The 25,145-nt window shown below is 69.1% G+C and carries 23 protein-coding genes; 9 read left to right on the top strand and 14 right to left on the bottom strand.

Annotation, left to right across the window (positions count from 1 at the left end):
- Window positions 1–38: 38 nt before the first annotated feature.
- Window positions 39–1,259 (top strand): porin, encoded by a 1,221-nt coding sequence (locus tag U4Z64_RS15380; protein ID WP_321805722.1) that lies wholly within the window; start codon window positions 39–41, stop codon window positions 1,257–1,259.
- 226 nt (window positions 1,260–1,485) lie between these two features.
- On the opposite strand, the gene U4Z64_RS15375 is transcribed toward U4Z64_RS15380, so the two are convergent.
- The 8 genes from U4Z64_RS15375 to U4Z64_RS15340 form a co-directional block, all read right to left on the bottom strand.
- The gene (locus U4Z64_RS15375; RefSeq protein ID WP_321820389.1) at window positions 1,486–2,976 is read right to left on the bottom strand and encodes an efflux transporter outer membrane subunit; all 1,491 of its coding nucleotides are present in this window, start codon (window positions 2,974–2,976) and stop codon (window positions 1,486–1,488) included.
- Window positions 2,977–2,986: 10 nt separating this feature from the next.
- On the bottom strand, window positions 2,987–4,141 hold the full coding sequence (locus tag U4Z64_RS15370; protein WP_321820388.1) for an ABC transporter permease: 1,155 nt from the start codon (window positions 4,139–4,141) through the stop codon (window positions 2,987–2,989).
- Window positions 4,138–5,109 (bottom strand): ABC transporter ATP-binding protein, encoded by a 972-nt coding sequence (locus U4Z64_RS15365; protein WP_321820387.1) that lies wholly within the window; start codon window positions 5,107–5,109, stop codon window positions 4,138–4,140. Before U4Z64_RS15365 ends, U4Z64_RS15370 begins: the two co-directional genes overlap by 4 nt.
- Window positions 5,106–6,071, bottom strand: coding sequence for an HlyD family secretion protein (locus tag U4Z64_RS15360; RefSeq protein WP_321820386.1), 966 nt, complete (start codon window positions 6,069–6,071; stop codon window positions 5,106–5,108). The genes U4Z64_RS15365 and U4Z64_RS15360 overlap by 4 nt, the downstream gene beginning before the upstream one ends.
- A complete protein-coding gene (locus U4Z64_RS15355) occupies window positions 6,068–6,766 on the bottom strand; it encodes a TetR/AcrR family transcriptional regulator (RefSeq protein ID WP_321820479.1) in 699 nt (232 codons plus the stop codon). Before U4Z64_RS15355 ends, U4Z64_RS15360 begins: the two co-directional genes overlap by 4 nt.
- 374 nt (window positions 6,767–7,140) lie before the next feature.
- Complete coding sequence (locus U4Z64_RS15350) at window positions 7,141–7,566, bottom strand: cupin domain-containing protein (RefSeq protein ID WP_321820385.1); 426 nt, start codon at window positions 7,564–7,566, stop codon at window positions 7,141–7,143.
- 12 nt (window positions 7,567–7,578) lie between these two features.
- A complete protein-coding gene (locus tag U4Z64_RS15345) occupies window positions 7,579–8,016 on the bottom strand; it encodes a carboxymuconolactone decarboxylase family protein (RefSeq protein WP_044843002.1) in 438 nt (145 codons plus the stop codon).
- A 94-nt stretch (window positions 8,017–8,110) separates the two neighbouring features.
- On the bottom strand, window positions 8,111–9,595 hold the full coding sequence (locus U4Z64_RS15340; protein WP_321820384.1) for a PLP-dependent aminotransferase family protein: 1,485 nt from the start codon (window positions 9,593–9,595) through the stop codon (window positions 8,111–8,113).
- 301 nt (window positions 9,596–9,896) lie between these two features.
- Between U4Z64_RS15340 and U4Z64_RS15335 the strand changes: the two genes are divergently transcribed.
- Window positions 9,897–10,814, top strand: a complete 918-nt coding sequence (locus tag U4Z64_RS15335; RefSeq protein WP_321820383.1) for a LysR family transcriptional regulator — start codon at window positions 9,897–9,899, stop codon at window positions 10,812–10,814.
- Between the two features lie 144 nt (window positions 10,815–10,958).
- The gene (locus U4Z64_RS15330; protein WP_124665847.1) at window positions 10,959–11,708 is read left to right on the top strand and encodes an SDR family oxidoreductase; all 750 of its coding nucleotides are present in this window, start codon (window positions 10,959–10,961) and stop codon (window positions 11,706–11,708) included.
- A 70-nt stretch (window positions 11,709–11,778) separates the two neighbouring features.
- On the opposite strand, the gene U4Z64_RS15325 is transcribed toward U4Z64_RS15330, so the two are convergent.
- A complete protein-coding gene (locus tag U4Z64_RS15325) occupies window positions 11,779–13,434 on the bottom strand; it encodes a glycoside hydrolase family 32 protein (protein WP_321820382.1) in 1,656 nt (551 codons plus the stop codon).
- 200 nt (window positions 13,435–13,634) lie between these two features.
- Window positions 13,635–15,197, bottom strand: coding sequence for a glycoside hydrolase family 68 protein (locus tag U4Z64_RS15320; protein WP_321820381.1), 1,563 nt, complete (start codon window positions 15,195–15,197; stop codon window positions 13,635–13,637).
- 167 nt (window positions 15,198–15,364) lie between these two features.
- On the opposite strand from U4Z64_RS15320, the gene U4Z64_RS15315 reads away from it, so the two are divergent.
- The 5 genes from U4Z64_RS15315 (at window position 15,365) to U4Z64_RS15295 (ending at window position 20,531) form a co-directional block, all read left to right on the top strand.
- On the top strand, window positions 15,365–16,399 hold the full coding sequence (locus tag U4Z64_RS15315; RefSeq protein WP_321820478.1) for a substrate-binding domain-containing protein: 1,035 nt from the start codon (window positions 15,365–15,367) through the stop codon (window positions 16,397–16,399).
- A 366-nt stretch (window positions 16,400–16,765) separates the two neighbouring features.
- The gene (locus tag U4Z64_RS15310) at window positions 16,766–17,452 is read left to right on the top strand and encodes a type 1 glutamine amidotransferase domain-containing protein (RefSeq protein ID WP_321795356.1); all 687 of its coding nucleotides are present in this window, start codon (window positions 16,766–16,768) and stop codon (window positions 17,450–17,452) included.
- Between the two features lie 145 nt (window positions 17,453–17,597).
- Window positions 17,598–18,707: an NADH:flavin oxidoreductase/NADH oxidase gene (locus U4Z64_RS15305; RefSeq protein WP_321820380.1), complete on the top strand. Its 1,110-nt coding sequence runs from the start codon at window positions 17,598–17,600 to the stop codon at window positions 18,705–18,707.
- Window positions 18,708–18,866: 159 nt separating this feature from the next.
- Window positions 18,867–19,937, top strand: coding sequence for an AI-2E family transporter (locus U4Z64_RS15300; RefSeq protein ID WP_321820379.1), 1,071 nt, complete (start codon window positions 18,867–18,869; stop codon window positions 19,935–19,937).
- Between the two features lie 219 nt (window positions 19,938–20,156).
- A complete protein-coding gene (locus tag U4Z64_RS15295) occupies window positions 20,157–20,531 on the top strand; it encodes a hypothetical protein (RefSeq protein ID WP_044843011.1) in 375 nt (124 codons plus the stop codon).
- 39 nt (window positions 20,532–20,570) lie between these two features.
- On the opposite strand, the gene U4Z64_RS15290 is transcribed toward U4Z64_RS15295, so the two are convergent.
- Complete coding sequence (locus U4Z64_RS15290; protein WP_124484914.1) at window positions 20,571–21,365, bottom strand: SDR family NAD(P)-dependent oxidoreductase; 795 nt, start codon at window positions 21,363–21,365, stop codon at window positions 20,571–20,573.
- 161 nt (window positions 21,366–21,526) lie between these two features.
- On the opposite strand from U4Z64_RS15290, the gene U4Z64_RS15285 reads away from it, so the two are divergent.
- Window positions 21,527–22,375, top strand: coding sequence for an AraC family transcriptional regulator (locus U4Z64_RS15285; protein WP_321820378.1), 849 nt, complete (start codon window positions 21,527–21,529; stop codon window positions 22,373–22,375).
- 54 nt (window positions 22,376–22,429) lie between these two features.
- On the opposite strand, the gene U4Z64_RS15280 is transcribed toward U4Z64_RS15285, so the two are convergent.
- The 3 genes from U4Z64_RS15280 to nthB all read right to left on the bottom strand — a co-directional run bounded on the left by U4Z64_RS15280 (window position 22,430) and on the right by nthB (window position 25,132).
- A complete protein-coding gene (locus U4Z64_RS15280; RefSeq protein ID WP_044843014.1) occupies window positions 22,430–23,035 on the bottom strand; it encodes a LysE family translocator in 606 nt (201 codons plus the stop codon).
- Between the two features lie 184 nt (window positions 23,036–23,219).
- Window positions 23,220–24,482, bottom strand: a complete 1,263-nt coding sequence (locus U4Z64_RS15275) for a GTP-binding protein (RefSeq protein ID WP_321820377.1) — start codon at window positions 24,480–24,482, stop codon at window positions 23,220–23,222.
- Window positions 24,479–25,132, bottom strand: coding sequence for a nitrile hydratase subunit beta (gene nthB / locus U4Z64_RS15270; protein WP_321795371.1), 654 nt, complete (start codon window positions 25,130–25,132; stop codon window positions 24,479–24,481). Before nthB ends, U4Z64_RS15275 begins: the two co-directional genes overlap by 4 nt.
- Window positions 25,133–25,145 lie beyond the last annotated feature (13 nt).

Genomic DNA, 25,145 nt, shown 5'->3' with positions numbered 1-25,145 from the left:
CACCAGAAAAGAAATCATTCTTTGAGGACGGAGAATCAATGAAAAAGCGCGTCGCTTTCGCCATGACGGCAGCGGGTCTCGCAGCCGCTACCGCAGCCCACGCCCAGAGCAGCGTGACCCTGTACGGTATCGTCGATAACGCTATCGCCTGGCAGAACAACTCGTCGGCCACCAGCGCGGTTTCGGGCGGTCACTCGAAGGTGCAGATGGCCACCGGTATTTGGGCAGGCAGCCGCTTCGGCCTGAAGGGTAGCGAAGACCTCGGCGGCGGCACGAAGGCGATTTTCCAGTTGGAAGCCGGCTTCAACGCGAACAACGGCTCGTCGCAATGGACGAACGGCATCTTCACGCGTCAGGCGTGGGTTGGTCTGACCAACGCGACGTACGGTACGCTGACGGCCGGCCGCCAGTACACCGCGTACTACACGCTGCTGTCGCCGTATAGCCCGACGACCTGGCTGACCGGTTACTACGGCGCGCACCCGGGCGATATCGACTCGCTCGACACCAGCTACCGCGCGAACAACTCGCTCGTCTACATGTCGCCGAAGTTCTACGGCTTCACGGTCGGCGGTTCGTACTCGCTCGGCGGCGTGGCAGGCAGCTTCAACCGCGGCTCGACCTGGAGCGCGGCGGTCCAGTACCTGAACGGCCCGGCAGGCATCGCGGTTGGCTATCAGCGCATCAACAACGCGACGCTCGGCGGCGGCGTGTGGGGCGCGAACTCGACCGCGCAAAACGGTCTGGATTCGAGCGGCAACGGTGCGGAGCAGGCCGTGTCGTCGATCAACGGCGGCTACAAGACGGCACAGTCGCAGCAACGTGTCGCCGTGACGGCCGGTTACCAGTTCACGCCGGCGTGGGACATCTCGGTGTCGTACTCGAACGTCCAGTACATCCCGGGCAACCTGTCGGCATTCCACAATACGGCGATCTTCAACACGGCGGGCGCAGTGCTGCACTGGAAGGCAGCGCCGCAGTGGGACTTCGCGGCAGGCTACTCGTACACGCGTGCGACCCAGTCGAACGGCGTCTCGAGCTCGGCCAAGTACCATCAGGTCACGCTGTCGCAGTACTACAGCCTGTCGAAGCGCACGGGCCTGTACGCGGTTGAAGCGTACCAGCACGCTAGCGGCAACACGATCAGCGGCCTGACCGGCGGCATCGTCAATGCAACGACGTCGATCGGCGACGGCGTGGGCGCAGGTTCGAAGCAGAACCAGATCGCGGCCGGCGTCGGCCTGATCCACCGCTTCTGATGCCGCGCGGCGCGCGAGCGCCGCTCACGGCTTGCGGTACGAAAACCGGCCTTCGGGCCGGTTTTTCCATTTGCGGCACGCGTTGTGCGTATTGCGGGTTCGGTCATGGATGGTCGTCGAATGGAAGCGCGCGGCGACGGCTGTCGAGCCTGACAAGTGTGCCGCTCATGCGGTGCATGACGTGCAGGCCGGCAATGCCCGGTCGGCGCCGACGCCGTCGTGTCGGTCACCGCGCCGCATCATCCATCCAGTTCCCCGCCAGCGCCTGGAACAGCGCCGCCGTGTCGGCCAGCCGGTCGGCCTGCGCGCGCGTGCGGTCGAGCGCGGTCTGCAATGCCTGCCGCTGCGCATCGAGCAGCGCGAACGCGCTGATCCCGCCCGCCGCGTAACGGTCGCCGGCGATCGCGTTGCCTGCCGCCGCTTCCCGTGCGGCCGTGTCCCGCGCTTGCAGCGCCGTCGCATCGTGTTCGACCGCGCGCATCGCGTCGGCGACCTGCTGGAGCGCCAGCAGCACGGTTTCCCGATAGCTCGCGAACGCGGCGTCGTACGCGGCTTCGGCCGCGCGCTTCCTCGCGCGCAGCTCGCCGCCATGAAAGAGCGGCTGCGTCAGGCCGAGGCCGACATTCCACACATTCAGCCCGCTCACGATATCCGCGATGCGCGTGCGTTCCGAACCGATCCCTGCCGAAATCGAAAAACGCGGATACAGGTTCGCGGTCGCCACGCCGACGTTCGCGCTCGCCTGATGCAACACGGCCTCCGCCGCGCGGATATCGGGCCGTTCGCGCGCGAGCGTCGAAGGCAGCGCGACCGGCAGCGTGCGCGGCAGCGTGAGCGCGTCGAGCGCGAGGTCGGGCAGCTCGGCACCGGACGGCGGCGCGCCCAGCAGGATCGCGAGCCGGTGGCCGGCCTGCGCGTAGCGGGCCGCGAGCGGCGGCAGCGAGGCCTGCGTCTGCGCGAGCAGCGTGCGCTGCGCATGCACGTCGGCCTGCGATACGCCGCCCGCCGCGAAGCGTGCGTCGACGATCCGCAACTGCCGGGCTTGCGCGTCGACGAGCTGCCGCGTTAGCGCGATCTGCTGCGCGAGCGACGCGCGCAGGATTGCAGTCGCGACGACGTTGCCCGCGAGTGTCAGGCGTGCGGCGTCGAGCAGGTACGCCTGATAGTCGACCTGGGCGCGCAGCGCCTCGAGCGCGCGCCGATTGCCGCCGAACACGTCGAGCGCGTACGACACGCTCACCGACGCGTCGTACAGCGTGAAAGGTCCGGGATTCGGCACGTTGGCGGGCAGCCCGAAGGCAGCGATGTCGACCTTCTCGCGGGTGGCGGACAGGTTCGCATCGACGCGCGGCAGCATCGTCGCGCCGGCTTCGGCCGCGTGGTTCTGTCGCGCTTCGTCGAGCCGCGCGCGGGCCTCGGCGAGCGTCGGGCTGTTGTGCCACGCGGTATCGACGAGCCGGTTCAGCGGTGCCGAGCCGAACGCGGTCCACCACTGTTGCGGCATGTGCGCGGCCGATGCGAACGTCTGCGCGTCGCCACCCGGGCCGCCGGTGGCGGCCGTCGTGACCGGCGGGGCATCGCGCGTGTATTGCCGTGTGGCCGGCGCGTCGGGCGTGCGGAAATCCGGCCCGACCGTGCAACCGGCGACGAGCAGCGCAACGGCTGCCCATGCGCTGCGGCGGGCGGCGGGGCGGGCGCGACGCGAAGCCGGTTTCATCGTGCGGCTCCTAGTCGAGCGTGCGCCGGTAGAAGCGCAGCGCGACGCCCATCACGACGAGCGTGAACAGCGCGACGGGCCACACGGACGGCCACAGGTCGGCCCAGCCGTTGCCTTTCAGCAGGATGCCGCGCACCAGGCGGTTGAAATAGGTGAGCGGCAGCAGGTTGCCGATGAACTGCGCCCACTTCGGCATCCCGGCGAACGGAAACATGAAGCCCGACAGCAGGATGTTCGGCAGGAAGTAGAACACCGCAAGCTGCATCGCCTGCAACTGGTTCTGCGCGAGCGACGACAGCGTGATGCCGACCGTCAGGTTCGCGGCGATGAACAGCAGCGCGGACAGGTAGATCGCGACCATGCCGCCGACGAACGGCACGTGGAACACGTAGCGCGCGGCCACGAGGATGATCGACACCTGGATCAGCCCGATGAACACGTACGGGACGATCTTGCCCGTCATCACCTCCAGCGGCCGCACGGGCGTCGCCAGCAGGTTCTCCATCGTGCCGCGCTCGCGTTCGCGCGTGATCGCGAGGCCCGTCATCATCACCATCGTCATCGTCAGGATCACGCCCATCAGGCCCGGCACGACGTTGTACTGCGTGATGCCTTCCGGGTTGTACAGGCGGTGCAGCACGATGTCGAACGCGGCCGGGCGGCCGTTCAGGTGCGCGAGCGGGCCCGTCAGGTCCTTGTCGGCGACGGGTTGCACGAGGCCCGGCAGCGCGCCGAGCGCCGACGCGGTCGCGACGGGGTCGGTCGCGTCCGCCTCGACGAGCAGCGACGGGCGCTCGCCGCGCAGCAGCCGCTTCGAGAAGTCGGCCGGCACGCTCAGCACGAACTGCACGTCGCCGCGTGCGAGCGCATGCCGGCCGGCCGCTTCGTCGGGCAGCGTCGCGACGATGTCGAAGTACGCGGAATTGCGCATCGCGGCGATGAAGCTGCGCGCGAACGGGCTCGAGTCGGCGACGATCACCGCGGTCGGCAGGTGCTTCGGATCGGTGTTGATCGCGAAGCCGAACAGCGCGAGCTGGATGATCGGCACGCCGACGATCATTGCGAACGTCACGCGGTCGCGGCGCAGCTGCAGGAATTCCTTCAGCACGATGCTCCACCAGCGCGCGACCGAGAACGCGTCGCGCAGGCCCGTCCACGTGCTCATGTCGCCGCTCCGCCGGGCGGCCCGGATGCGCGGCCCATCATGTAGATGAAGACGTCTTCGAGCCCGGTGTCGATCGGCGCGACCTGCAGCGGCGCGTGACCGTTCTCCTGCGTGCCGGCCTGCGCCGCGACCTGCGCGAGCGTCGCGTCGAGCAGCGCACGATCGCGGCCGCTCACGTGCAGCGTCGAGCCGAACACGACCGTCTGGTCTACGCCCGGCATCGTGCGCAGGCGCGCGGACAGTTCCGCCAGGTGCCCGCCGGTGACCGTGCGCGTCGACAGGTGCTGCGACGCGACGATTTCCGCGGCCGTGCCCTGCGCGAGCAGTTCGCCGGACGCGATGTACGCGAGCTTGTGACAGCGCTCGGCCTCGTCCATGTAGTGCGTGCTGACGAGTACCGAGATGCCTTGCGCGGCCAGCCGGTGTAGCTCTTCCCAGAAGTCGCGGCGCGCGGCCGGATCGACGCCGGCGGTCGGTTCGTCGAGCAGCAGCAACTCCGGTTCGTGCAGCATGCACGCGGCGAGCGCGAGACGCTGCTTCCAGCCGCCCGACAACGCGCCCGTGAGCTGGTCCGCGCGGCTCGCGAGACCGAGCCCGTCGAGCGCGCGCGCGACAGCCGCCTGGCGATCGGGCATCCCGTACACGCGTGCGACGAAATCGAGGTTCTCGCGGATCGACAGGTCTTCCCAGTACGAGAAGCGCTGCGTCATGTAGCCGACGCGGCGCTTGATCTGCGCGCTGTCGCGCACGATGTCGTAGCCGAGGCAGGTGCCGCTGCCCGAGTCGGGCGTGAGCAGGCCGCACATCATGCGGATCGACGTCGTCTTGCCGCTGCCGTTCGGCCCGAGAAAGCCGAAGATCTCCCCGCGCGCGACGCGCAGCGAGACGTCCTTCACGACGTGCTTGTCGCCGAAGCGCTTGTTCAGGCGGTCGACGTCGATCGCATACGGGGCGGGCGGCGCGTTCATCGCATCCTCACGGCGACGGGCTGGCCGGGGTGTAGCTTCGGCGCGTCGGCGACGGCGGGGCGCGCCTCGACCATGAACACGAGTTTGGTCCGGCTCTCGTTGCTGTAGATCACGGGCGGCGTGTACTCGGCCGCGCGCGACACGTAGGTGACGCGCGCGGGGACGTCGGACGGGCAGCCGTCGCAGTGGATCGCGACCGTGCGTCCCGGCACGATCGATGCGACGGCGGCCTCCGGCACGAAGAACCGCACTTTCAGGTTCTGCGGCGGCAGCATCTGCACGACCGGATTGCCGGCCTGCACCCATTCGCCGACGCGGTACAGCGTGTCGTACACGCGCCCGGCGGCGGGCGCGGCGACGCGCTTCTGGTCGAGTTTCCATTGCGCTTCGGTGACGGCCGCCTGCGCGGCATCGACCTGCGCGGCCTGGGCCGCCACCTGCTGCGCGCGGCCCGGCAGGCGCGCAACGTCGACCTGGTTCTGCAACTCGCGCACCTGCGCGGCGGTCGTCTGTGCGGACGTGCGCGAATCGTCGAGCTGCTGCCTCGACAGGCCGCCGGCCGCGTACTGGCGTTCGTCGCGCGCGAATTGCGCGGCGGCCCGCGCGGCCTGTGCCGTGGCCTGCGCGAGCTGGGCCCGCGTGACCGCGACTTCCGGCGGGCGCTTGCCGGTCTGCAGGTCGGCAAGCTGCGCGCGCGCGGCCTCGAGCTGGTGTTGCGCCTGCCGCAGCGCGGCCGTTTCGTTGACGGCTTCGAGCGAGAACACCGGCGCGCCGGCCGCGACGGCCTGGCCGCGTTCGACCGACAGTTGCGTCAACGTGCCCGCCTGCGACGACGACAGGTACACGAATTCGCCTTCGACATAGCCCTGGAAGGTCGTGACGTCGTTCGCCGGCCGTCCGCAACCGGTGAGCAGCGCGACGGCGGCGGCCAGCGCGAGCGGCAGCGGGCGGGGCGCGTTCACGACGGCCTCCGTCGCGAATGCGCGTCGGGATCCGGCGCGGCGGCGGGCGGCTGCATGCCGGACCCGAGCAGCGCGCGGACGTGGCGCTGCAGCACGTCGCGATCGATCGGCGGCAGGCCGCGCGCGCTCTGCCACAGCTTCGCGGTGGCGAGCGGCAGCATCACCAGCGCGATGATCGAATGGAACAGGAACGCGGGTTCGAGCGCGGGGTTCAGCGTGCCGGCCTGCTGCGCGGCGCGGATACGATCGGCAAACCGCCCGACATGCTCGAGCGGAATGCGCCGGATCATCCGCTCGCGCAGCAGCCCGCCCTCGTGGACGATCTCGCGCAGCCAGATCGACGGCAGCCAGGGCATGCGATGCGTGACGTCGAAGAAGCGGTCGACGAGCTCGGCGACGAGCGCGAACGGATCGTTTTCGATGTGCGGCGCGGTCGGCCGCCACACGAACGCGATGACCTGCGCGAGCCGCTCCTCGACGATCGCGTCGAGCAGCTGCTCGCGATTCGTGAAGTAGTAGTGGACCATCGCCGACGTGACGCCGGCGGCCGCGGCGATCTGCGCGACCGTCGTCGCGGCGATGCCGCGTTCGGCGAACAACTGCATCGCGACGTCGAGCATGTGGTCGCGCAGGTCGAAGTCGTCCACCGACGGGCGGCGCCCGCGCGGCCTGGCGACGGTGGATTTCGCGTTCATGAAATCGACGCTAATTGATGAGTTAGTTAATTTCAAGCAAGGGTTTTCGCCCGCGTTGATCGCGATCAGGCGAGTGGCGAATGGCGGGGCGGACGGGCGGGGCGGTGGCGTGGCGAAGGGGCGTGCGCCGGCGGTGGAGTGTAGGGAGCGGCTAATGCGGAAGCCGCGGGACCTCGCGGGGAACTGGCGGGTGATCGACGGGGGAAATGGCGGGTGAAACGTTGATCGAAACGTGGGTGAAACGGCCGGCGAAACGGCGGCGAAACAGCGGGCGAAACGGCCGCGCCCGACGCCGGCGAGGAAGTCGCGCGGCACGGGGCGGGACGCCGGCCGTGCAGCACGGCGGCGCGCCCGACGCGGCACGGCCTCCTAAATCACTGATCGATCGGCGACTTCAGCGGCACATGCTCGCCCGTCAGCCCGAACACGACGAGTTGCGCGGGTTCGGTCGCGCTCGCATTGCGCGACACCCGGTGGCGCGAACCGGGCGGCTCGTACCAACCTTCGCCGGCGCGATAGCGGCGCACCGGGCCGTCGTTCACCTGCGACAGCACTTCACCTTTCGACACGACCGCGAACACCGAGCCGAGGTGCTTGTGCGCTTCGGATGCCTGACCGGCCGCATAGTCGACGGTCGCGACGACGGCGAGCTTGCCGGGCGCTTCGGGCACGGCCTGTTGCATGATCGCGTGCACGCTGTCGCCGGTATCGTGCGCGTGGGCGGCGGCCGGCAGCGCGGTGCCGAGCGCGAGCGACGCGCACAGCATCGCGCGGCGGAGCGTGGAGCTGGAGCGCATCATCGTCGTCTCCCCTTACTCGGGCATCTTGCGGAACGCGATCGCGAAGCGGTTCCACGTGTTGATCGTCGCGATCAGCATCGACAGCTCGAACAACTCCGTGTCGCTGAAATGGGGCTTCACGGCTTCCCACACGGCATCGGGCACGTGGTTGTCGGCGACGAGCGTCAGCGCCTCGGTCCATTCGAGCGCCGCACGTTCGCGCTCGGTGAAGAACGGCGTTTCGCGCCAGACGACGACCGTCGCCAGGCGGCGATCGGTTTCGCCGCCGTTGCGTGCGTCGGTGGTGTGCATGTCGACGCAGAACGCACAGCCGTTGATCTGCGACGCGCGCAGCCGGACGAGTTCGGCGAGCGGCTTCTCGATCGAGCTTTTCGCGAGGAATTCCTCGGCGTTGCGCATCACCTTGATGGCGTTCGGGCTGGCGGTATAGAAGTTCAGACGCGGTTGCATGGCAGGTCCTGTTCGGTTGGATGCGCCCGGTGGCGCGACAGGACCCACTTTAAGCGTGCCACTGGCCTGCTTGAATGGCCAATTCTGGGAAAATTCAGGTAACCAGTGGCGGGCCGCCGACACGGCCTGAATCCAGCAGCGCGGCCAGCTTCGCGAGCGCGGTGTCGATGCGCAGCGCGTCGATCCCGCCATAGCCGAACAGCAGCCCCGCGCGGGCCGCCGAGCCGACGTGGAACGCGGTGATCCCGTACAGGCCGATGTCGTGCTCACGCGCCGCGCGGACCAGCGCGGCTTCGTCGAGCCCCGGTTTCAGGTGCGCGGCGAGGTGGATGCCGGCGGTCGGCACGATCGTGTCGAACCACGGCGCGAGGCCGCCGCGCAGATGCGCGAGCAGCATCTTGCGGCGCGCGTCGTAGTGTTTCTGCACGCGCCGCAGGTGCCGCGCGAAATCGCCTTCGAGCATGAAGCGCGCGAGCGCCGCCTGCGTCAGCGTGCAGGTGTGCCAGTCGACGATCTGCTTCGCCTTGGCGAGCGCGTCGCGCAGCGCGCGCGGCGGAATCGCGTAGCCGATCCGCAGTTCGGGAAAGATCGTCTTCGAGAAGGTGCCGACGTACGCGACCAGACCCGTGCGGTCGAGGCTCTTCAGCGATTCCACCGGCCGGCCTTCGAAGCGGAACTCGCCGTCGTAGTCGTCCTCGATGATCACCGCGCGGCGGCGCTGCGCCCATTCGAGCAGCGCGACGCGCCGCTCCAGCGTCATCGGCATCCCGAGCGGGAACTGGTGCGACGGTGTCACGTAGACGAGGCGCGCGTCGTCGGGCAGCCGCCCGGTGACGAGGCCGTGCGCATCGACCGGCACGCCGATCACCGTCGCGCCGAGCGACGCGAACGCCGCGCGCGCCGGCGGATAACCGGGATTCTCGACCGCCACGACGTCGCCGGGCCGCACGACCACGCGTGCGATCAGGTCGAGCGCCTGTTGCGCGCCTTGCGTGACGAGCACGTCGTCCCAGCCGCACGCGACCGCGCGGCTGAACGCGACGTAGCGCGCGATCGCGCCGCGCAGCTGCGGATCGCCGGCCGGCGCGTGGTACTGGCCGGGGCCGCGCGCCTGCTGGCGCAACGCGTGATGCAGGCAGCGGCGCCATGCGTCGAACGGAAACAGTGCCTTGTCGGTCACGCCGCCGCGGAAGTCGAACGCGGGCGTGTCCTGCGGGGTGGGCATCGCGAGCGCGTCGGGCAACTCGTCCCACAGCGCGCGTGCGTCGACGGCATGGACGGGCGGCGCGTCCTCGACGAGCGACGGCGTCGCGGCCGCCGCCGCGTGCGGCACCCGCGCGAGGCCGCCGGCGACGAACGTGCCGTCGCCCGCGCGCGTGTTCAGGTAACCCTCGGCGACGAGACGTTCGAACGCGTCGAGCGTCGTCTTGCGCGACACGCCGAGCTGCTTCGCGAGATCGCGCGTCGACGGCAGCCGGGCGCCGCCTTCGAGCCGTCCGTCGACGATCGCGGTGCGCAACTGCCGGAAGATTTGCCCGGTCAGGTCGTGACGGCCTTCGATGCGGATCGCGATGTCCATCGCAGTGGTTACCTCGAATGCGGAGATATGACGTCGATCAGCATACCGGAAGTTCATGGCCGGATCGGCGTTCGCGCGTGCGCGGGCGGCATCCATCGTTCGTCCGGGGCACGCGCGTCGCGTCGAGGGAGCACGGAACGGCGGCACGTGGCACGCAACGCCCGCCGGATGAGGCAAATAGCACGGCGCGCTGCGGCGCCCCGGCCGACACGGCATCCGCCCGCTGCCGCCAGCGCCATTCGATTGCGCCGGCGCCCGCCGCTGCCTTACGATCCACCAGACCCCCGACCGGAGTGCGCTCATGCTGTCCGAAGACGAACTCGCGCTGCTCGATGCGATCCGCGCCACCGGCAGCCTGTCGCGGGCGGCCGCGCGGCTCGGCAAGGCGCCGTCGACCGTCTCGCACGCCGCGCGGCAGCTCGAAACCCGCTTCGACGCGCTGCTGTTCGACCGCCGCGGCTACCGGCTGCAGCTCACGCCGGCCGGCCAGCTGCTGACCGACGAGGCATCGCGCCTCGCGCTGGACGTCGCGCGGCTCACGCAGCGCGTGCGGCAGGTCGCGAGCGGCTGGGAGGACCGGCTATGGATCGTCAGCGACGAGGTGCTGGAATTCGATACGCTGCTGCCCGTCGTCCGCGCATTCGATGCGCTCGATTCGGGCGTGTCGCTGCGTTTCACGCACGAAGTGCTCGGCGGCACCTGGGAAGCGCTGCGCGACGGTCGCGCGGATCTGGTCGTCGGCGCGACCAACGAGCCGTCGGCGATTCCGGGCTTCAAATGGTTCGAACTCGGCGCGATGGAGTGGGTGTTCGCCGTCGCGCCGCGCCATCCGCTGGCGTCGGCGGGCGCGCGGCTGACCCGGGACGCGATCGGCGCGCATCGCGCGGTCGTCGTCGCCGACTCGTCGCGGCAGGCCGTCGGCCGCGTGTACGGGCTGCTCGGCGGGCAGGCGGTGCTCGCGGTGCCGTCGATGCGCGCGAAGATCCTCGCGCAGCGCGACGGGCTCGGCGTCGGCTGGGTGCCGCGCCGGCGGGTCGCGTCGCTGCTGGCGCGCGGCGAGCTGGTCGAAAAGGAAACGGCCGATCCGCGCGAGCCGAACGTGCTGTACGTCGCGTGGCGCGGCGACCGCGACGGCCGCGCGCTGCAATGGTGGCTGGAGCAACTGCGCGAACCGCGGCTCGCGCAGCGCCTGCTCGACGGGATCGACGTGTCGGGCTGAGCGCGCCGGGCCGGCACGCGCCCGGCGGCCGGGGCAAACACGTTCGAAGATTTCGCACATGTCTGCCGCGCCGGCCGTACGGCAAGGCCGGGCACCGCGCGCATCCTGTGTTCACGGTCAACTCACCGGTTCAAGGAGAACATCATGCAACGCTTCGAAGGAAAAACGGTCCTCGTCACGGGCGGCAACAGCGGCATCGGCCTGGCGGCCGCACGGGCATTCGCGGCCGAAGGCGCGCGGGTCGTCATCACCGGCCGCGACGAGCAGACGCTTGCCGCCGCGCGCGAGTCGCTCGGCGACGGCGCGCTCGCGATCCGCAACGAGGCCGGCAGCGTCGCGTCGGCGCGGGCGCTGGCAGACGCGATCGCGGCCGCCGGTGCGCGCCTCGACGCCGTGTTCATCAACGCGGGCGTCGCCAAACTCGCGCCGTTCGCGGATATCGACGAGGCGTTGTGGGATCTCGTGTTCGACACGAACGTGAAGGGCGCGTATTTCCAGATCCAGGCGCTCGTCCCGCTGCTGAACCGCGGCGCGTCGATCGTGATCAACGGCTCGATCAACGCGCACATCGGGATGCCGGGTTCGTCCGTGTATGCGGCGAGCAAGGCGGCCGTCAATTCGTTCGCGAAGACGCTGTCGACGGAACTGCTGCCGCACGGCGTGCGGGTGAACGTGGTGAGCCCGGGGCCGGTCCAGACGCCGCTGTACGGCAAGCTCGGCCTCGATGCGGCGACGCTCGACGAGACGGCCGACAAGATCAGGGGGCTGGTCCCGATCGGCCGGTTCGGCACGCCGGACGAAATCGCGTCGACGGTGCTGCACCTGAGCGCGCCCGAGTCGGCGTTCATCGTCGGCGCGGAAATCATCGCGTCGGGCGGGATGGGCTTGCTTTGAGCATGGAACCGGCGCGGCTGCACGGCCTGACGCGAGGTCAGGCGCCGCAGCCCGCCGTGCAATCGCATCGCTAGCGCGATGCACAGGCGTCACGGACGTCGCCGGCCTGATCGCGTCCGTGGAGCTGCGTGACCGTCAACCCCGAGAACGTCGCGCTGCCGTGCTCGGCGAACACGGCGACGCGGTCCGCATCGGGCGGCGGGAAGATCAGGTCCGTCAGCGCGACGCGGCCGCCGTTCGCGAACACCTCGACCGAACCGCGATCGACGACGATTTCGAGCCGCAGTTGCCCGTGCTCGAGCGGCAGATCGACGATGTGCTCGCGGCTGAACGTGCCCGCGAAATCCGTGGCGCCGGAGCGCGAGCGGTCGAGCGTCAGCGTGCGCTTCGCCGTGTCGTACACGATCCGGGTGCCGATCGAGCCATCCGCGGAGCCCCGCACGATCAAACCCGCGCGGGCCGCGCGCCGCGGCGCGATCGTCACCGTGATGCGCTGGACGGTGCCGCGCGTGGCGTCCGACAGCGTGCGCGTGGCGGACTCGACGTTCAGGTTGCCTTCATGCACGGCGGGCCGCCCGTCGGCCCACGCATCGAACGCGGCTGCCGGCGTCACGATGAGCGTCGGTTCACCGCCGATCGTCTTCAGCGCGAGTTCGCGCGGCACCGTCGTCGCGCCGCGCCAGGGCGCCGTCGGCGCTTTCGCCGCGTAGTCCCAGTTGCTCATCCATGCAATCGCGACAGGGCGCGCGCCCGGCGCGCCGGAGAACGTGCCGGCCGCATAGAAGTCGGCGCCGTGATCGACCCAGCGGAATCGCGCGGGATCGGAGCCGGCCGGTGCGACGCGGTCGGGGACGAACGTGCGGCCGTCGAAGTCGCCGACGAAATACATCGCGCCGGAACCGCCGGCGATCGACCACGGGTTGACGTTGACGATCATGACCCACTTGATGTGCCGCGGATCGTCGTCGACGGGCAGCGGCACGAGGTCGGGCATTTCCCACAACGCACCCGCATGCGGCACGTCCGGCAGCGTGAAATCGCTCAGGAACGACCAGTGAATCAGGTCGTCGGAACGATAGAGCTTCACGACCTGCGCATCGGCGACGACGGTCGTCATCAGCCAGTAGCGTCCCGGCGCGTACCACGACACCTTCGGGTCGCGGAACTGCTTCGATTCCGGATCGAGCGTGAGCACCGGATTGCGCGCGTAGGGCCGCCAGGTCGCGCCGTGGTCGAGGCTGTACGCGAGCGACTGCGCCTGCGTGCCGGCTGCGTGACCCGAGCCGTCCTTGTAGACGCTCGTGTAAAGCGCAACCAGCGGCGTCTCGCCCGCCGCGCCGAGGCCGGACGTATTGTGCGTGTCGGCGACGATCGAGCCGGAGAAGATTTCCTCCGTCGCGTTCGCGCGCATCGCGACCGGCTGCTCGCGCCAGTGGACGAGGTCGGTGCTGGTCGCATGGCCCCACGACATGTTGCCCCAGTCGTGGCCGAGCGGGTTGTATTGGTAGAACAGGTGATAGCGGCCGTTCTCGTACACGAGGCCGTTCGGATCGTTCATCCAGTTGCGTTGCGGCGTGTAATGCACGGCCGGTCGCCATTGTGGCGTGCCGTTTTCGGGTGGCGTGCCGCAGGGCGCGGCGATGGCGTGCGTGCAGGCCGCGCTTGCCGCACACGCGAACAGCAGCCGGGCGATCCGGAGGGAAAAGCGAAAAAACGTCGATTTCATGCGGGGTTCCGTGCTTCGGCGCGCGAAGCGGGAAAGGAACGCGCATGCCGCTTGCGACGGAGGCATGCGCGATTTCTGCGAAGGAGGGAGGCGGCGCGCACGCGACACGCATGACGTGCGCCGCCTCGACGCGGGCGGTGCCCGCCGCGTTCGTCGCGAGCCCTTTACGGACTCGTCACGGGCGGGTGCCCGCGTCGCCGTCAGTGACCGGCGCCCGTCGCCGGCAGGTTCGCCGGGATGTCGCCGTAACCGCCGAGGCCGCCGCGTCCGTACGTGCGGTCGACCGCCGTCGACGTGCCGTTGATGTTGACCTTCACCGTCGGCGCGAGCGTGCCGCCGCGACGCGGGCCGATCGCATCGATGAACGACTCGACGAGCCCGCCCGGCATCACGAAGTGCGAATACGACTGGAATTCGCGCGGGTTCTGGTTCGGGTCCTGCGAATACGGCGCGCCGGCCGGAGCGGAGAAGTCGGTCGGGTTGCCGAGCACGAGGCCGCTGCCGCCGTTGAGCGGCAGGAAGTCGCTGCGGATGCCGTTGCCGACGAAGCCGTAGACGCCGTCCGGCCCGTCGACGCCCGCGGCCATCGTCGTGCGGTGGCTGATCGTGAACAGGTAGTACTTGCCGTCCTTCAGATAGATCTGCGGGCGCTCGGTCTGGTCGTCGACGCAGTTCGCCGACAGGATCGGCGGCAGGAACTTCCATTCGGTCAGTTGCGGGTTCGTCGCGACCGCCAGGCCGACGTTGGCCTTTTGATACACTGCGCCCGAGTTCATCACGGCGTTGAGGTCTTCGCGGTACGGATCGTTCGGCGCGTAGCCGAGGTCGGCCTCGGTGCAGGTCCGGGCGCCGCGCTGGCCGCCCGTGTTGCCTTCGAACACCATGTAGGTCTTGCCCGGATGCGCGGGGTCGGTGAACACGAACGGATCGCGGAACGAGAAGTAGGTGTTCTGCTGGCCGGTCTGGTAGTAGTTGCCGTCCGGTTGCAGCAGCGCCTTGTGATCGTCGAAGCCGCTGAACCACACGTGCTTGTCGTCGGCATGGATATGACCGTCGGCGCGCGTGATGATCGCCTGCGGCGGCGTGATGTCGGCGCCGCCGGGCGCCGAGCGGTTGAACGACGTCGCGGTGTAGTACAGGCTGACGTTGTCGCCCTGCGTGAGGCGCGCGGAGCCCGACCATTCGGCGTTGTTGGTCATCGGCGACGTGCCGAACACCTTGACGCTCGCACCGTCCGGGAACAGGTGGCCGCCCCAGGTCCAGCCGCCGTTCGCGGGCCGCTGCGACGCGGGAATGCCGGCGCGGCGGTAGAAGAAGCCGATGCGCGCGTGGACGTGACGATCGTCGAACGTGTAGCCGGCATGCGGGTCGGCCGTGAGCGAGAAGATCACCTCCCAGCCCTTGTAGCTGAGCTGGTTCGCGCGCAGGTCGGCGAGCGGCCAGGTATCCCAGACCCACACGTTCGAGTTGATCAGCGGGAAATCCTGCGGGATGTCCGGCATCGTCAGCGCCTGCGGCAGCGAGTTCCTGTCGGCGCTGGCCGTGTGCGACTGCGCGACGATCTGGCGGATGTCCGCGCGGGTCCAGCGCATCGTGAAGTTGCCTTCGGGGTCATAGGCCTGCTGCGTATGCGGCGTGGGCGCGGGGGCGCCGGTGCTCTGTGCATGCGCGACGCTCGACGCGGACGCGAAGGCGGCCAGTGCCGCGCCAGCGAACAGCAAACGTTTGGCCGCGGTCGCGCGGCAAAAAGGAAAGTAAGTCATGTAGGCGTAGTTTCCGTTGACGGTGAGAAGGAACTGCTGACGGGATATCGATATCCAAACCGGTTTGGATGCTAATTCAAACCGGTTTGGACGTCAAAAGATTAATTTTTGACGGTAATAACTACCATTCGGCAATAATTGCTGCGCGAGCGGCGCGGCCGAATGGCATGCACAACGCGAGGAGCGACGTGAAGGTGAATCTGAAGGCACTGTCGGATGCGCTCGGGCTGTCGCGCACGACGGTCAGTCGGGCGCTGAACGGCTATGACGACGTGAGCGAGGCGACCCGCGAGCGCGTGATGAAGGCCGCGCGCGACCTTGGCTATGTCGCGGATCCGACCGCGCGCCGGCTGGCGACGGGGCGCTCGGATGCGATCGGCATCGTGTACCCGTTCGGCGCGGGAGATCTCGGCGACCCGCGCTTCGGCGAGGTCGTCGCGGGCATCACCGAACGGCTCGCCGAGCGCAATCTCGACTTCATCATCGCGGCCGCGCGGCCGAACGCCGAACTGGACACGTATCGCCGGCTCGTCGACGGCAAGCTCGTCGACGGGCTGATCGTCGCGCGCACGCTGGTCGACGATCCGCGCCTCGCGTACCTGCGTTCGCATGCGTTTCCGTACGTCGCGTACGGTCGCACGCAAGCCGCCGAGCCTTACGCGTGGTTCGATTTCGACAACGAGGCGGGCGCGCGCGATGCGGTGCGGCGCCTGATCGGCTTCGGTCATCGCCGTATCGCGATGATCAGTGCGCCGCTGTCGCTCAATTTCGCGATGCAGCGTCGCGCCGGGTATCTTGCGGCGCTGCGCGAGGCCGGTATCGCGCCCGATCCGGCACTGCTCGTCGAGTGTCCGTTTACGCGCGACGGCGGGCAGCAGGGCGTGCAGGCGCTGCTCGCCCGGGCCGAACGGCCGACCGCGCTGCTGGTCGACAACAACATCGTGGGCGGCGGCGCGTTCCGGGCGCTGATCGACGGCGGCTTGCAGCTTGGGCGGGACATGTCGCTGATCGTCTACGACGGCGTGCCGCCGGACGTCGCGCATCCGCATCGCGTGACGGCGGTGGTGCAGCCGACCGGACATGCGACCGGGCGTGCGCTCGCGGACCTGATGCTGGCGTTGCTCACGGACGGCGTTCGCGGCCATCGGCTCGAGATGCCGGTGATCGACGCCGGCGATACGGACGGGCCGCTGCACGGGTAGCCGACGCGGCGCGAACCGGGGAGCGGGGCGCGCTCCGCAACGGACGTTGCGGCACGCGCTCCGTCGCAAAAGCCATGACGGCGACAGGGCCGAATGCCGGGTTTCTAGACGACCGGTCTAATTCGACGCTATCATCCAGCCTCATGAATGCGACGTCGCGAAAATGCCATATCGCGCTGCGATGCTGGGCGCGCAGGTGATGCCGTCACTTTTTTTCGAGCCATTTCTAGACGACTGGTCTATTAGGCCTGGCAATATTTTTGGTATGGAGCCGGCACGTTGACGCGCGCCAGCGGCCTAACCCGCAGGCGCGCCGCCGCCACCGCGACGCGGCCCCGTTCCCCCATTTCTAAGGAGTGTCCGATCATGAAGATTCTGGTTGTCCTGACCTCGCACGACACGCTCGGCGACACCGGCAAGAAAACCGGCTTCTGGCTCGAGGAACTGGCCGCGCCGTATTACACGTTCAAGGATGCGGGCGTCGAGTTGACGCTCGCGTCGCCGCAGGGCGGCCAGCCGCCGCTCGATCCGAAAAGCAGCGATCCGGCCGCGCAGACCGACGCGACGCGCCGCTTCGACGCGGATCCGGCGGCCAAGGCCGAACTCGCTGCCACGCGCAAGCTGGCCGAGGTGTCGGTCGACGATTACGACGCGGTGTTCTATCCGGGCGGGCATGGCCCGCTGTGGGATCTCGCCGAGGACCTGCATTCGATCGGCCTGATCGAGCGCGCGCTGGCGGCCGGCAAGCCGGTCGCGGCGGTGTGCCACGCGCCGGGCGTGCTGCGCCACGTGAAGGACCCGAAGACCGGCGAGTCGGTCGTGCGCGGCAAGCGTGTGACGGGCTTCACCAACAGCGAGGAAGCGGCCGTCGAGCTGACGGAAGTGGTGCCGTTCCTCGTCGAGGACATGCTGAAGACCAACGGTGCGCAGTTCGAGCGCAGCGCCGACTGGGCGCCGCATGTCGTCACCGACGGGCTGCTGATCACGGGGCAGAACCCCGCGTCGTCGGAGCCCGCAGCCGAGGCGCTGCTCGCGAAGCTCGGCCGTCAGTAAGCCGAGCCTGGCGCCGGCATGACCGGCGCCGGATGGTTTCCGTCGTCGGGCGTGACCGTCCCGGCGACGGCTCGCATCGTTCCGCCGTGCGCACCGCGCGGCGGCTCATCCTGTCATTTCGCAGAACCAAGCAAAGGAGTGGTGGATGTCTGCCCTGTTCGAACCGTTCAAACTCAAGGATGTCACGCTGCGCAACCGCATCGCGGTGCCGCCGATGTGCCAGTACGTCGCCGAAGACGGCGTCGTCAACGACTGGCATCACGTGCATCTGGCCGGCATCGCGCGCGGCGGCGCGGGCCTCGTGATCGCCGAGGCGACGGCCGTGTCGCCGGAAGGCCGCATCACGCCGGGCTGTGCCGGGCTGTGGACCGATGCGCAGGCCGCGGCGTTCGCGCCGTCGGTTGCGGCGATCAAGGCGGCCGGCGCGGTGCCCGGCATCCAGATCGCGCATGCGGGCCGCAAGGCGAGCGCGAACCGTCCGTGGGAAGGCGACGACCACATCGCCGACGGCGATCCGCGCGGCTGGCAGACCATCGCACCGTCGGCCGTGCCGTTCGGCGCGCACCTGCCGAAGACGCCGCGCGCGATGACGCACGACGACATCGCGCGCGTGCAGGCCGACTTCGTCGCGTCGGCGAAGCGCGCCCGCGACCTCGGCTTCGAATGGCTCGAACTGCACTTCGCGCACGGCTACCTCGGCCAGAGCTTCTTCTCCGTGCATTCGAACCAGCGCGACGACGAGTACGGCGGTTCGGCGGAAAACCGCGGCCGTTTCCTCGTCGACACGCTGAAGGCCGTCCGCCAGGTCTGGCCGGAGCACCTGCCGCTGACCGCGCGTCTCGGCGTGATCGAATACGACGGGCGCGATGAAGCAACGCTCGCCGAATCGATCGCGCTCACGCAGCGGATGAAGCAGGAGGGCCTCGACATGCTGAGCGTGTCGGTCGGCTTCTCGACGCCCGCCGCGCGCATTCCGTGGGGCCCGGCGTTCCTCGCGCCGATCGCGGAACGCGTGCGCCGCGAGGCCGGCTTGCCGGTGTCGTCCGCCTGGGGGATCGACACGCCGCAACTGGCCGAGCGCGTCGTCGCCGAGCGGCAGCTCGATCTCGTGATGGTCGGCCGCGCGCATCTTGCCGATCCGCACTGGCCGTACTACGCGGCCAGGCAGCTCGGGGTCGAGCGGCCGTCGTGGACGCTGCCCGCGCCGTACGCGCACTGGCTCGAACGCTACCGCGTCGCCGACAAGGCGGCCTGAGCACGCGTTGCGCCGCGCGGCGGCGCGGCGTTCGCGGCACGCATTTGACGATGCTTGGCAGTGCGTGCGCATGCCGTTGCGGCGTCGATGGATAGAATGGCGGTTCGTACAGGCTCGCGGCCTGCACGACCGCCATTTTTTCATTTCGACCGAGGTGCCATGCGCACACATGTCTCGCCTTCCCAGGATTCCGCCACGCGGCCGCGTGCCCAGCAGATCGCCCGCGCCGTGCTGTATGCGGTGCTGCTGGTGCTCGCGCTGTGGGTGATCCGCGATTTCCTGCCCGCCATCGCGTGGGCCTGCGTGATCGCGATCGCGTTGTGGCCGCTGCTGAAACGCTTCGAATCCGACCGCTGGTTTCGCGACCGGTCGACCCTGATCGCGACCGTGATGACCGCGGGCGTGTCGCTGCTGGTCGTGCTGCCGGTCGCGATCGCGCTCGCGCAGGCGATCTCGCAGGCGCACGACCTGCGCCTCTGGCTGCATTCGATCCAGGACAACGGCATTCCGCTGCCGGACGTCGTCGGCCGGTTGCCGTACGGTGCCGCGCAGGTCACCGAGTGGTGGCAGGCCAATCTCGGTCATCCGCTGCACGCGGGGAGCGCAATGCATGGCGCGAGCGGCGAGAAGGTCATCGCGTTCGGCCGGCAGTTCGGCACGAAGCTCGCGCATGCGCTGTTCGAGTTCGGCTTCATGCTGGTCACGCTGTTCGTGATCATGCGGGCCGGCCACAAGCTGTCGGGCGCGTTGCTGCAGGGCGCGCGGCGCGCGTTCGGCCGCGGCGGCGCGGACCTGATCGAACGGATGGTCTCGGCCGTGTACGGCACGGTGACCGGGCTGGTCGTCGTCGGGCTGGGCGAGGGCGCCATTCTCGGCGTCGCGTATGCGCTCGCCGGGGTTCCGCACGCCGCGCTGCTCGGCCTCGTCACGGCCGTCGCCGCGATGCTGCCGTTCTGCGCGCCGATCGTGTTCTGCGGCGCGGCGCTCTGGCTGTTCGTGCAGGGCGCGACCGCGTGGGCCGTCGTGGTGCTGGTGCTCGGCTTCGTGGTCGTGTTCGTCGCCGAGCATTTCGTGCGGCCGGTGCTGATCGGCAGCTCGACCCGCCTGCCGTTCCTGCTCGTGCTGTTCGGCATCCTCGGCGGGGCCGAGACGTTCGGGCTGATCGGGCTGTTCGTCGGCCCCGCGCTGATGACGGTGCTGACGATGCTGTGGGCGGAATGGGTTGCTTGACGATGGCGCCCGTCGCGCCGCTTCGACGCATCGACGTCAGAAGGCGGGCGCGCGAACGCGCCCGGCACGGCCACGATTCGTGACGATCGGGCATGCGCCGGACTGCGTCGGGCAGCGCATCGGACACAAGTCTCTACATTTCTTTTCGATCCGGACCCAAAGGTCGAGTAGCATGGGGCTTTCGATCACGCCGGCATGGCGCAGCAGATTTCACCAAGCATGCGATTGATTCCGATGTCCCGCCCCGCAGCGACGCTGTCCCTGGCCGCCAGCTGCCTGATGCTGCACGGTTGCGCGTGGTTCGACTCGTGGCTGCCGTTCTCGTATTCGCGCACGCCGCTGGCGAGGGCCGCGTCGCGGCACGGCGCGACGCGCGCCGACGTCGTTCGCGCCGGCGGCAACCCGCGCAGCGTGTGGATGGTCCGCAACGGCAGCGGCGTCTGCTACAACTACTTCATCGAGCACGACAACGATCACCGGGCTTTCTTCGTCGTGTTCGACAAGGCCGGTGCCGTCACGCAACACGGCTTCGATACCTGCATGGACGCCGATCGCAAGGGCACGCTTCAGTCGGACAAGGCCGCCTCGCGCTAGCGCGGCCGCCATGCGCCGCGCGAGCGTGTCACGCCGTCGTCACGCTATCGTGTCGACCACGCCGCCATCGACGCGCAACGCCGCGCCCGTCGTCGCCGAGGCCTGCGGCGAACACACGTACACGACCAGGTTCGCGACTTCCTCCGTCGTCGCCGGCCGCTGGATGATCGAGCTCGCGCGCTCGCTGCGCACGAAATCGACCGCGACGTCGTCGATGCTGCGGCCCGTGGCGTCGGCCGTTTCCTTCAGCAGCGCGCGCACGCCTTCCGACATCGTCGGCCCCGGCAGCACCGAATTGACCGTCACGCGCGTCCCGGCCGCGAGTTTCGCGAGGCCGCGCGCGATCGCCAGCTGTGCGGTTTTCGTGAACCCGTAGTGAATCATGTCGACTGGGATGTTCAGCCCGGACTCCGACGAAATGAACACGATGCGGCCCGTGTTGCGCGCGAGCATCCCTTTCAGGTAGTGCCGCGCGAGACGCACGCCCGACATCACGTTCATCTGGAAGTAGTGGGCCCATTCGTCGTCGTCGATGTCGAAGAACGCCTTCAGCCCGTAGATGCCCGCGTTGTTGACGAGGATGTCGGCCTCCGGCGTGTGCTGCGTGATGCGCGCGACGCCGGCGGCGTCGGACAGGTCGGCCGCGACGCCGTCGAGGTCCGCGCCGGGTACGGCGCTGCGCAGCTGCGCGAGCGCGGCGTCGACCGACTTGTCGCTGCGTCCGTTGACGACGACGCGCGCGCCCGCCTGCGCGAGCCCTTCGGCGATCGCCAGCCCGATGCCGGCGGTGGAAGCGGTGACGACCGCGGTCTTGCCTGTCAGATCGATGTGCATGAGCGTACCGGTTGGAAGAGGGAACGGAACCCGCCGGGCGTGCCGCGGCGGCCGGAATTCAAAGCTTAGGCGATCCGGTGACCAAGCGTCGGGTCGCGGTTGCATCGCGCCGCGCAGTCTTGTACGGTGTGCGTTCGCCGTCCGATCCGGGAGCCCGTCGCGTGAGCCGTTCCGCCAACCCCTGCGCCATGCCGTCGCCGTTCTGGCGCGACGCCGCGCTGCCGTTCATCGAGGCGCGCACCGTCGACGACGGGCGGACGATCTGCTACGCGAAGCACACGCACGACACGTTTTCGCTCGGCGCGATCGTCGGCGGCACGAGCACCTACCTGAACGGCGCGACGAAGGAGCACGTCGGGCGCGGCGTGCTCGTGATCATCGATCCGGAGCAGGTGCATGCGTGCAATCCGTACGGCCCCGACGCATGGGCGTACCGGATGGTCTACGTCGACGTGCCGTGGCTCACCCGCCTGCAGCATTCGCTCGGGCGCGACCCGAATCGCGATTTTCACGGCTTTTCGCCGAAGTTGACGCAACGGCGCGACCTGTTCGCACAATTCGGCGGCTTTTACCGCACGCTCGTGGCGCCCGGCGTCGATCCGCTCGGCAAGGAGAGCGCGGCGGTCGAGTTCTTCACACGGCTGCACGGCGCACTCGATCGCGAGCTGCCCGACGCCGCCCGGCGCGGGGCCGACAACGCGAAGCTCGCGCGCGCGGCCGACTACATCGCCGCGCATTGCCGTCAGGCCGTCTCGCTCGATGCGATCTGCGCGGCCGCCGACTTGTCGCCGTCCTACCTGATCCGCGCGTTCAACGCCCGCTACGGGATGACGCCGCATGCGTTCCTGATCGACCGCCGCGTGCAGTACGGGCGGGCTGAGTTGCGCCGCGGCCGGCCGATCGCCGACGTCGCGCTCGATGCGGGCTTCGCGGACCAGGCGCATTTCCAGCGCGCATTCCGGCGCATCGCGGCCGCCACGCCGGGGCAGTATCGAAGCGCCGCGAGCTGACCGGCGAACCGTGGGGCGGTGCCGGCGCCGCGACCACACACCGAAACAATGGCGCTAAACGTCGAGCAGATAAAGCGCGCTGCCCGCGAGCAGCAGCGCCATCGCGCGGTTGAACAGCCGCATCCGCCGCGCATTCGCGAGCCGGTGCCGCAGCGACGCACCCGCATACGCCCAGCACGCGATCGATGCAAAGCAGATCACCAGATACAACGCCGCGAATTGCCACACCTGCGCGGGCTCGCCGTCGGCCGCATACGCGCCCATCGCAGCCACGCACGCGAGCCACGCCTTCGGATTCAGCCATTGCATCGCCGCGCCGGCCGCCGCCGACGGGCCGGCGACGTTCGGCGCAGCCGGATCGTCCGGATCGGTCGACAGCCGGCCGTCGTCGAGCGCGAGCCGTAGCGCGAGGTAAAGCAGGAACGCGATTCCCGACCATTGGGTGACGGTGGTCAGCATCGGCCAGCGCGCGAGCGCCGCGTGCAGCCCGAGGCCGATCAGCAGGAACAGCGCGACGAAGCCGAGCGTCGCGCCGGCCGCGTAGCGCAGGCTTGCGCCAAGGCCGTGGCGTGCGCCCGCGCTGAGCGCGACGATGTTGACGGGACCGGGCGTGATCGACGACGCCAGCGCGAACGCGGCCATCGAAACCAGCATGCTCATTGATTGCCTCCATGCGAATGTCAAAGTCGCATCGAGACTAAAGAAGCCGTGCGGGTCCGTATTGAAGAAAACTGCCCTCGGCGGCGCTGTCGGGATTCACGTCACGCTGAACCGGGCGCAGCGCTCACCGGCGACCGAAAGCCACTGGACGCAGGCGGCGCAGCCAAAGTCATCGAGTCTCGCGTCACGGACGGGCGGCGGTCGCGAGCGCGTCGAACGCGTCGGCTTCCGGAAGCTGGAGCCACGACTCGGGGCCTGCGTCGATTTCTTCGACCGTCAGCAGACAGGCATCGAGTTCGCGACGCAACCGGACGTGATCGATCGACTGCCCGATGAACACGATTTCCTGCCGGCAATCACCGGTCGGCTCTTGCCATTTTTGCAGCACGCCATCGCGCCGATAGTCGTCGTGCGGCCAGTCCGACCGAGAAACGAATCGCCACCATCGCCCGACGTAACCCCACTGGAACGCTCCGCCCGTCTGCACGAGCATGGCGATGTCCGCATATCGGTGCGCAGCCCAAACATATCCCTTGCAGCGAAGCAGTCGGCCGTTGGTCCAGGGGCGACGCAGCCACGCGAGCAGGCGCGCCGGATGAAACGGCGCACGTTCGCGATAGGTCCACGACGCGATCCCGTACGCATCCGATTCCGAGGGGCGCTCGTCGACCTGCATGCGTTGCATCCATCCCGGCGATTCGACGAGCGCCGGGAGATCGAAGCGCCGCGTATCCAGGACGTCTGACGGATCGACCTTGCCGTGCTGCATCGGCAGGATTCGCGCAGAGGGATTCAGCGACGCCAGAATGGCGCGCAGCCGGTCGAAACCCGCATGGCCGATCCGGTCGAGTCGGCTCACGAGAATCACGTTCGCGTATTCGACTTGTTCGATCAGCAGGTCCGACAGCTTGCGCGGCGGACCGGAATCGCTGCCGTTCGCGAGCGTGGCGTCGCGCGTGACCGGTTCGGCCGACGCGATCATGTCCTCGAACGTCTCGCCGTCGACCACCGTGACGAGCGTGTCCAGCCGGGCGAGCTCGCTGAGGCTGAAACCGTCGCGGTCGAGAAATGCGAACGTCTCGGCGACCGGCATCGGCTCCGAGATGCCGGTCGACTCGATCAGCAGATAGTCGAAGCGATGCTGCCGCGCCAGCGTGCTGATCTGCTCGAGCAGATCGGCGCGCAGCGTGCAGCAGATGCAGCCGTTGCTCATTTCGACCAGTTCGTCCTCGCCGCGATGCAGCTCGACGTTGCGCCGCACATCGTCGGCGTCGACGTTTACTTCGCTCATGTCGTTGACGATCACGGCTACCTTCAGGCCGGCGCGGTTGCGCAGGATGTGGTTCAGCAACGTCGTTTTCCCGGCGCCGAGGAAGCCGGACAGCACGGTGACCGGAATCCTCGGCGGCGCGGCGGCCGGCGCTCGCCGGTTTCCCGGCGTCGTCATGCGTTCTGCCCGGACGCGCGATCCAGGTAGCCTTCGAACAGGTCGACCACGACGTAGCCGTCGTCGGCGGCGTCGCCCCACAGATCCTTCACGCGGAACTCGACATGATAGGTCGGCTGATGCGCGGCGCCGGTGTCGCCGTGGCCGATCGCGTCCGGGAATGGCCACGATTCGGTCGTCCGGTGCAGCACGATGCCTTCCTTGCCGCGCACGTAGCCCGGCGCGCGGATGTGTCCGCTGACGTATTCGTCGCGCACGACGACGCGATCGCCGACCTCGAACCGCGTCGAGTCGGGTGGCGCCGCCCGGCCGCCGGATCGCGGCGGGTTCGCGAGCCGGAAATGCGAACCGAGCGCGCGGTCGAGTTCGTCCTGCGTGAGCACGCCGGTTTCGACGAGCAAGGTTGCGGTCGCGATCACGTAGCGCTCGTAGTAGCGCGTGCCGACGTGCTGGCGCACGTCGATGCGTTCGACTGCGTGACGTACCTCGTCGACGCTGAATTTTTTCAGTGGGTCCACGCCGACGAACATCAGGCTGTACGCGAGATGCTCCCAGTCTTCCTTGAAGACCGGCTTGTAGCCGAGACTGTTGATCGTGTGCGGCACCGGGCCGAAACCCTGGAATCCGCCGAGGTCGTGAAAGCCGTCCATATGAGGTGATCTC

The sequence above is a fragment of the Burkholderia sp. BCC1996 genome, assembly GCF_905339955.1.
Taxonomy (GTDB): domain Bacteria; phylum Pseudomonadota; class Gammaproteobacteria; order Burkholderiales; family Burkholderiaceae; genus Burkholderia.
This window is presented reverse-complemented; position numbering and strand designations above follow the sequence as displayed.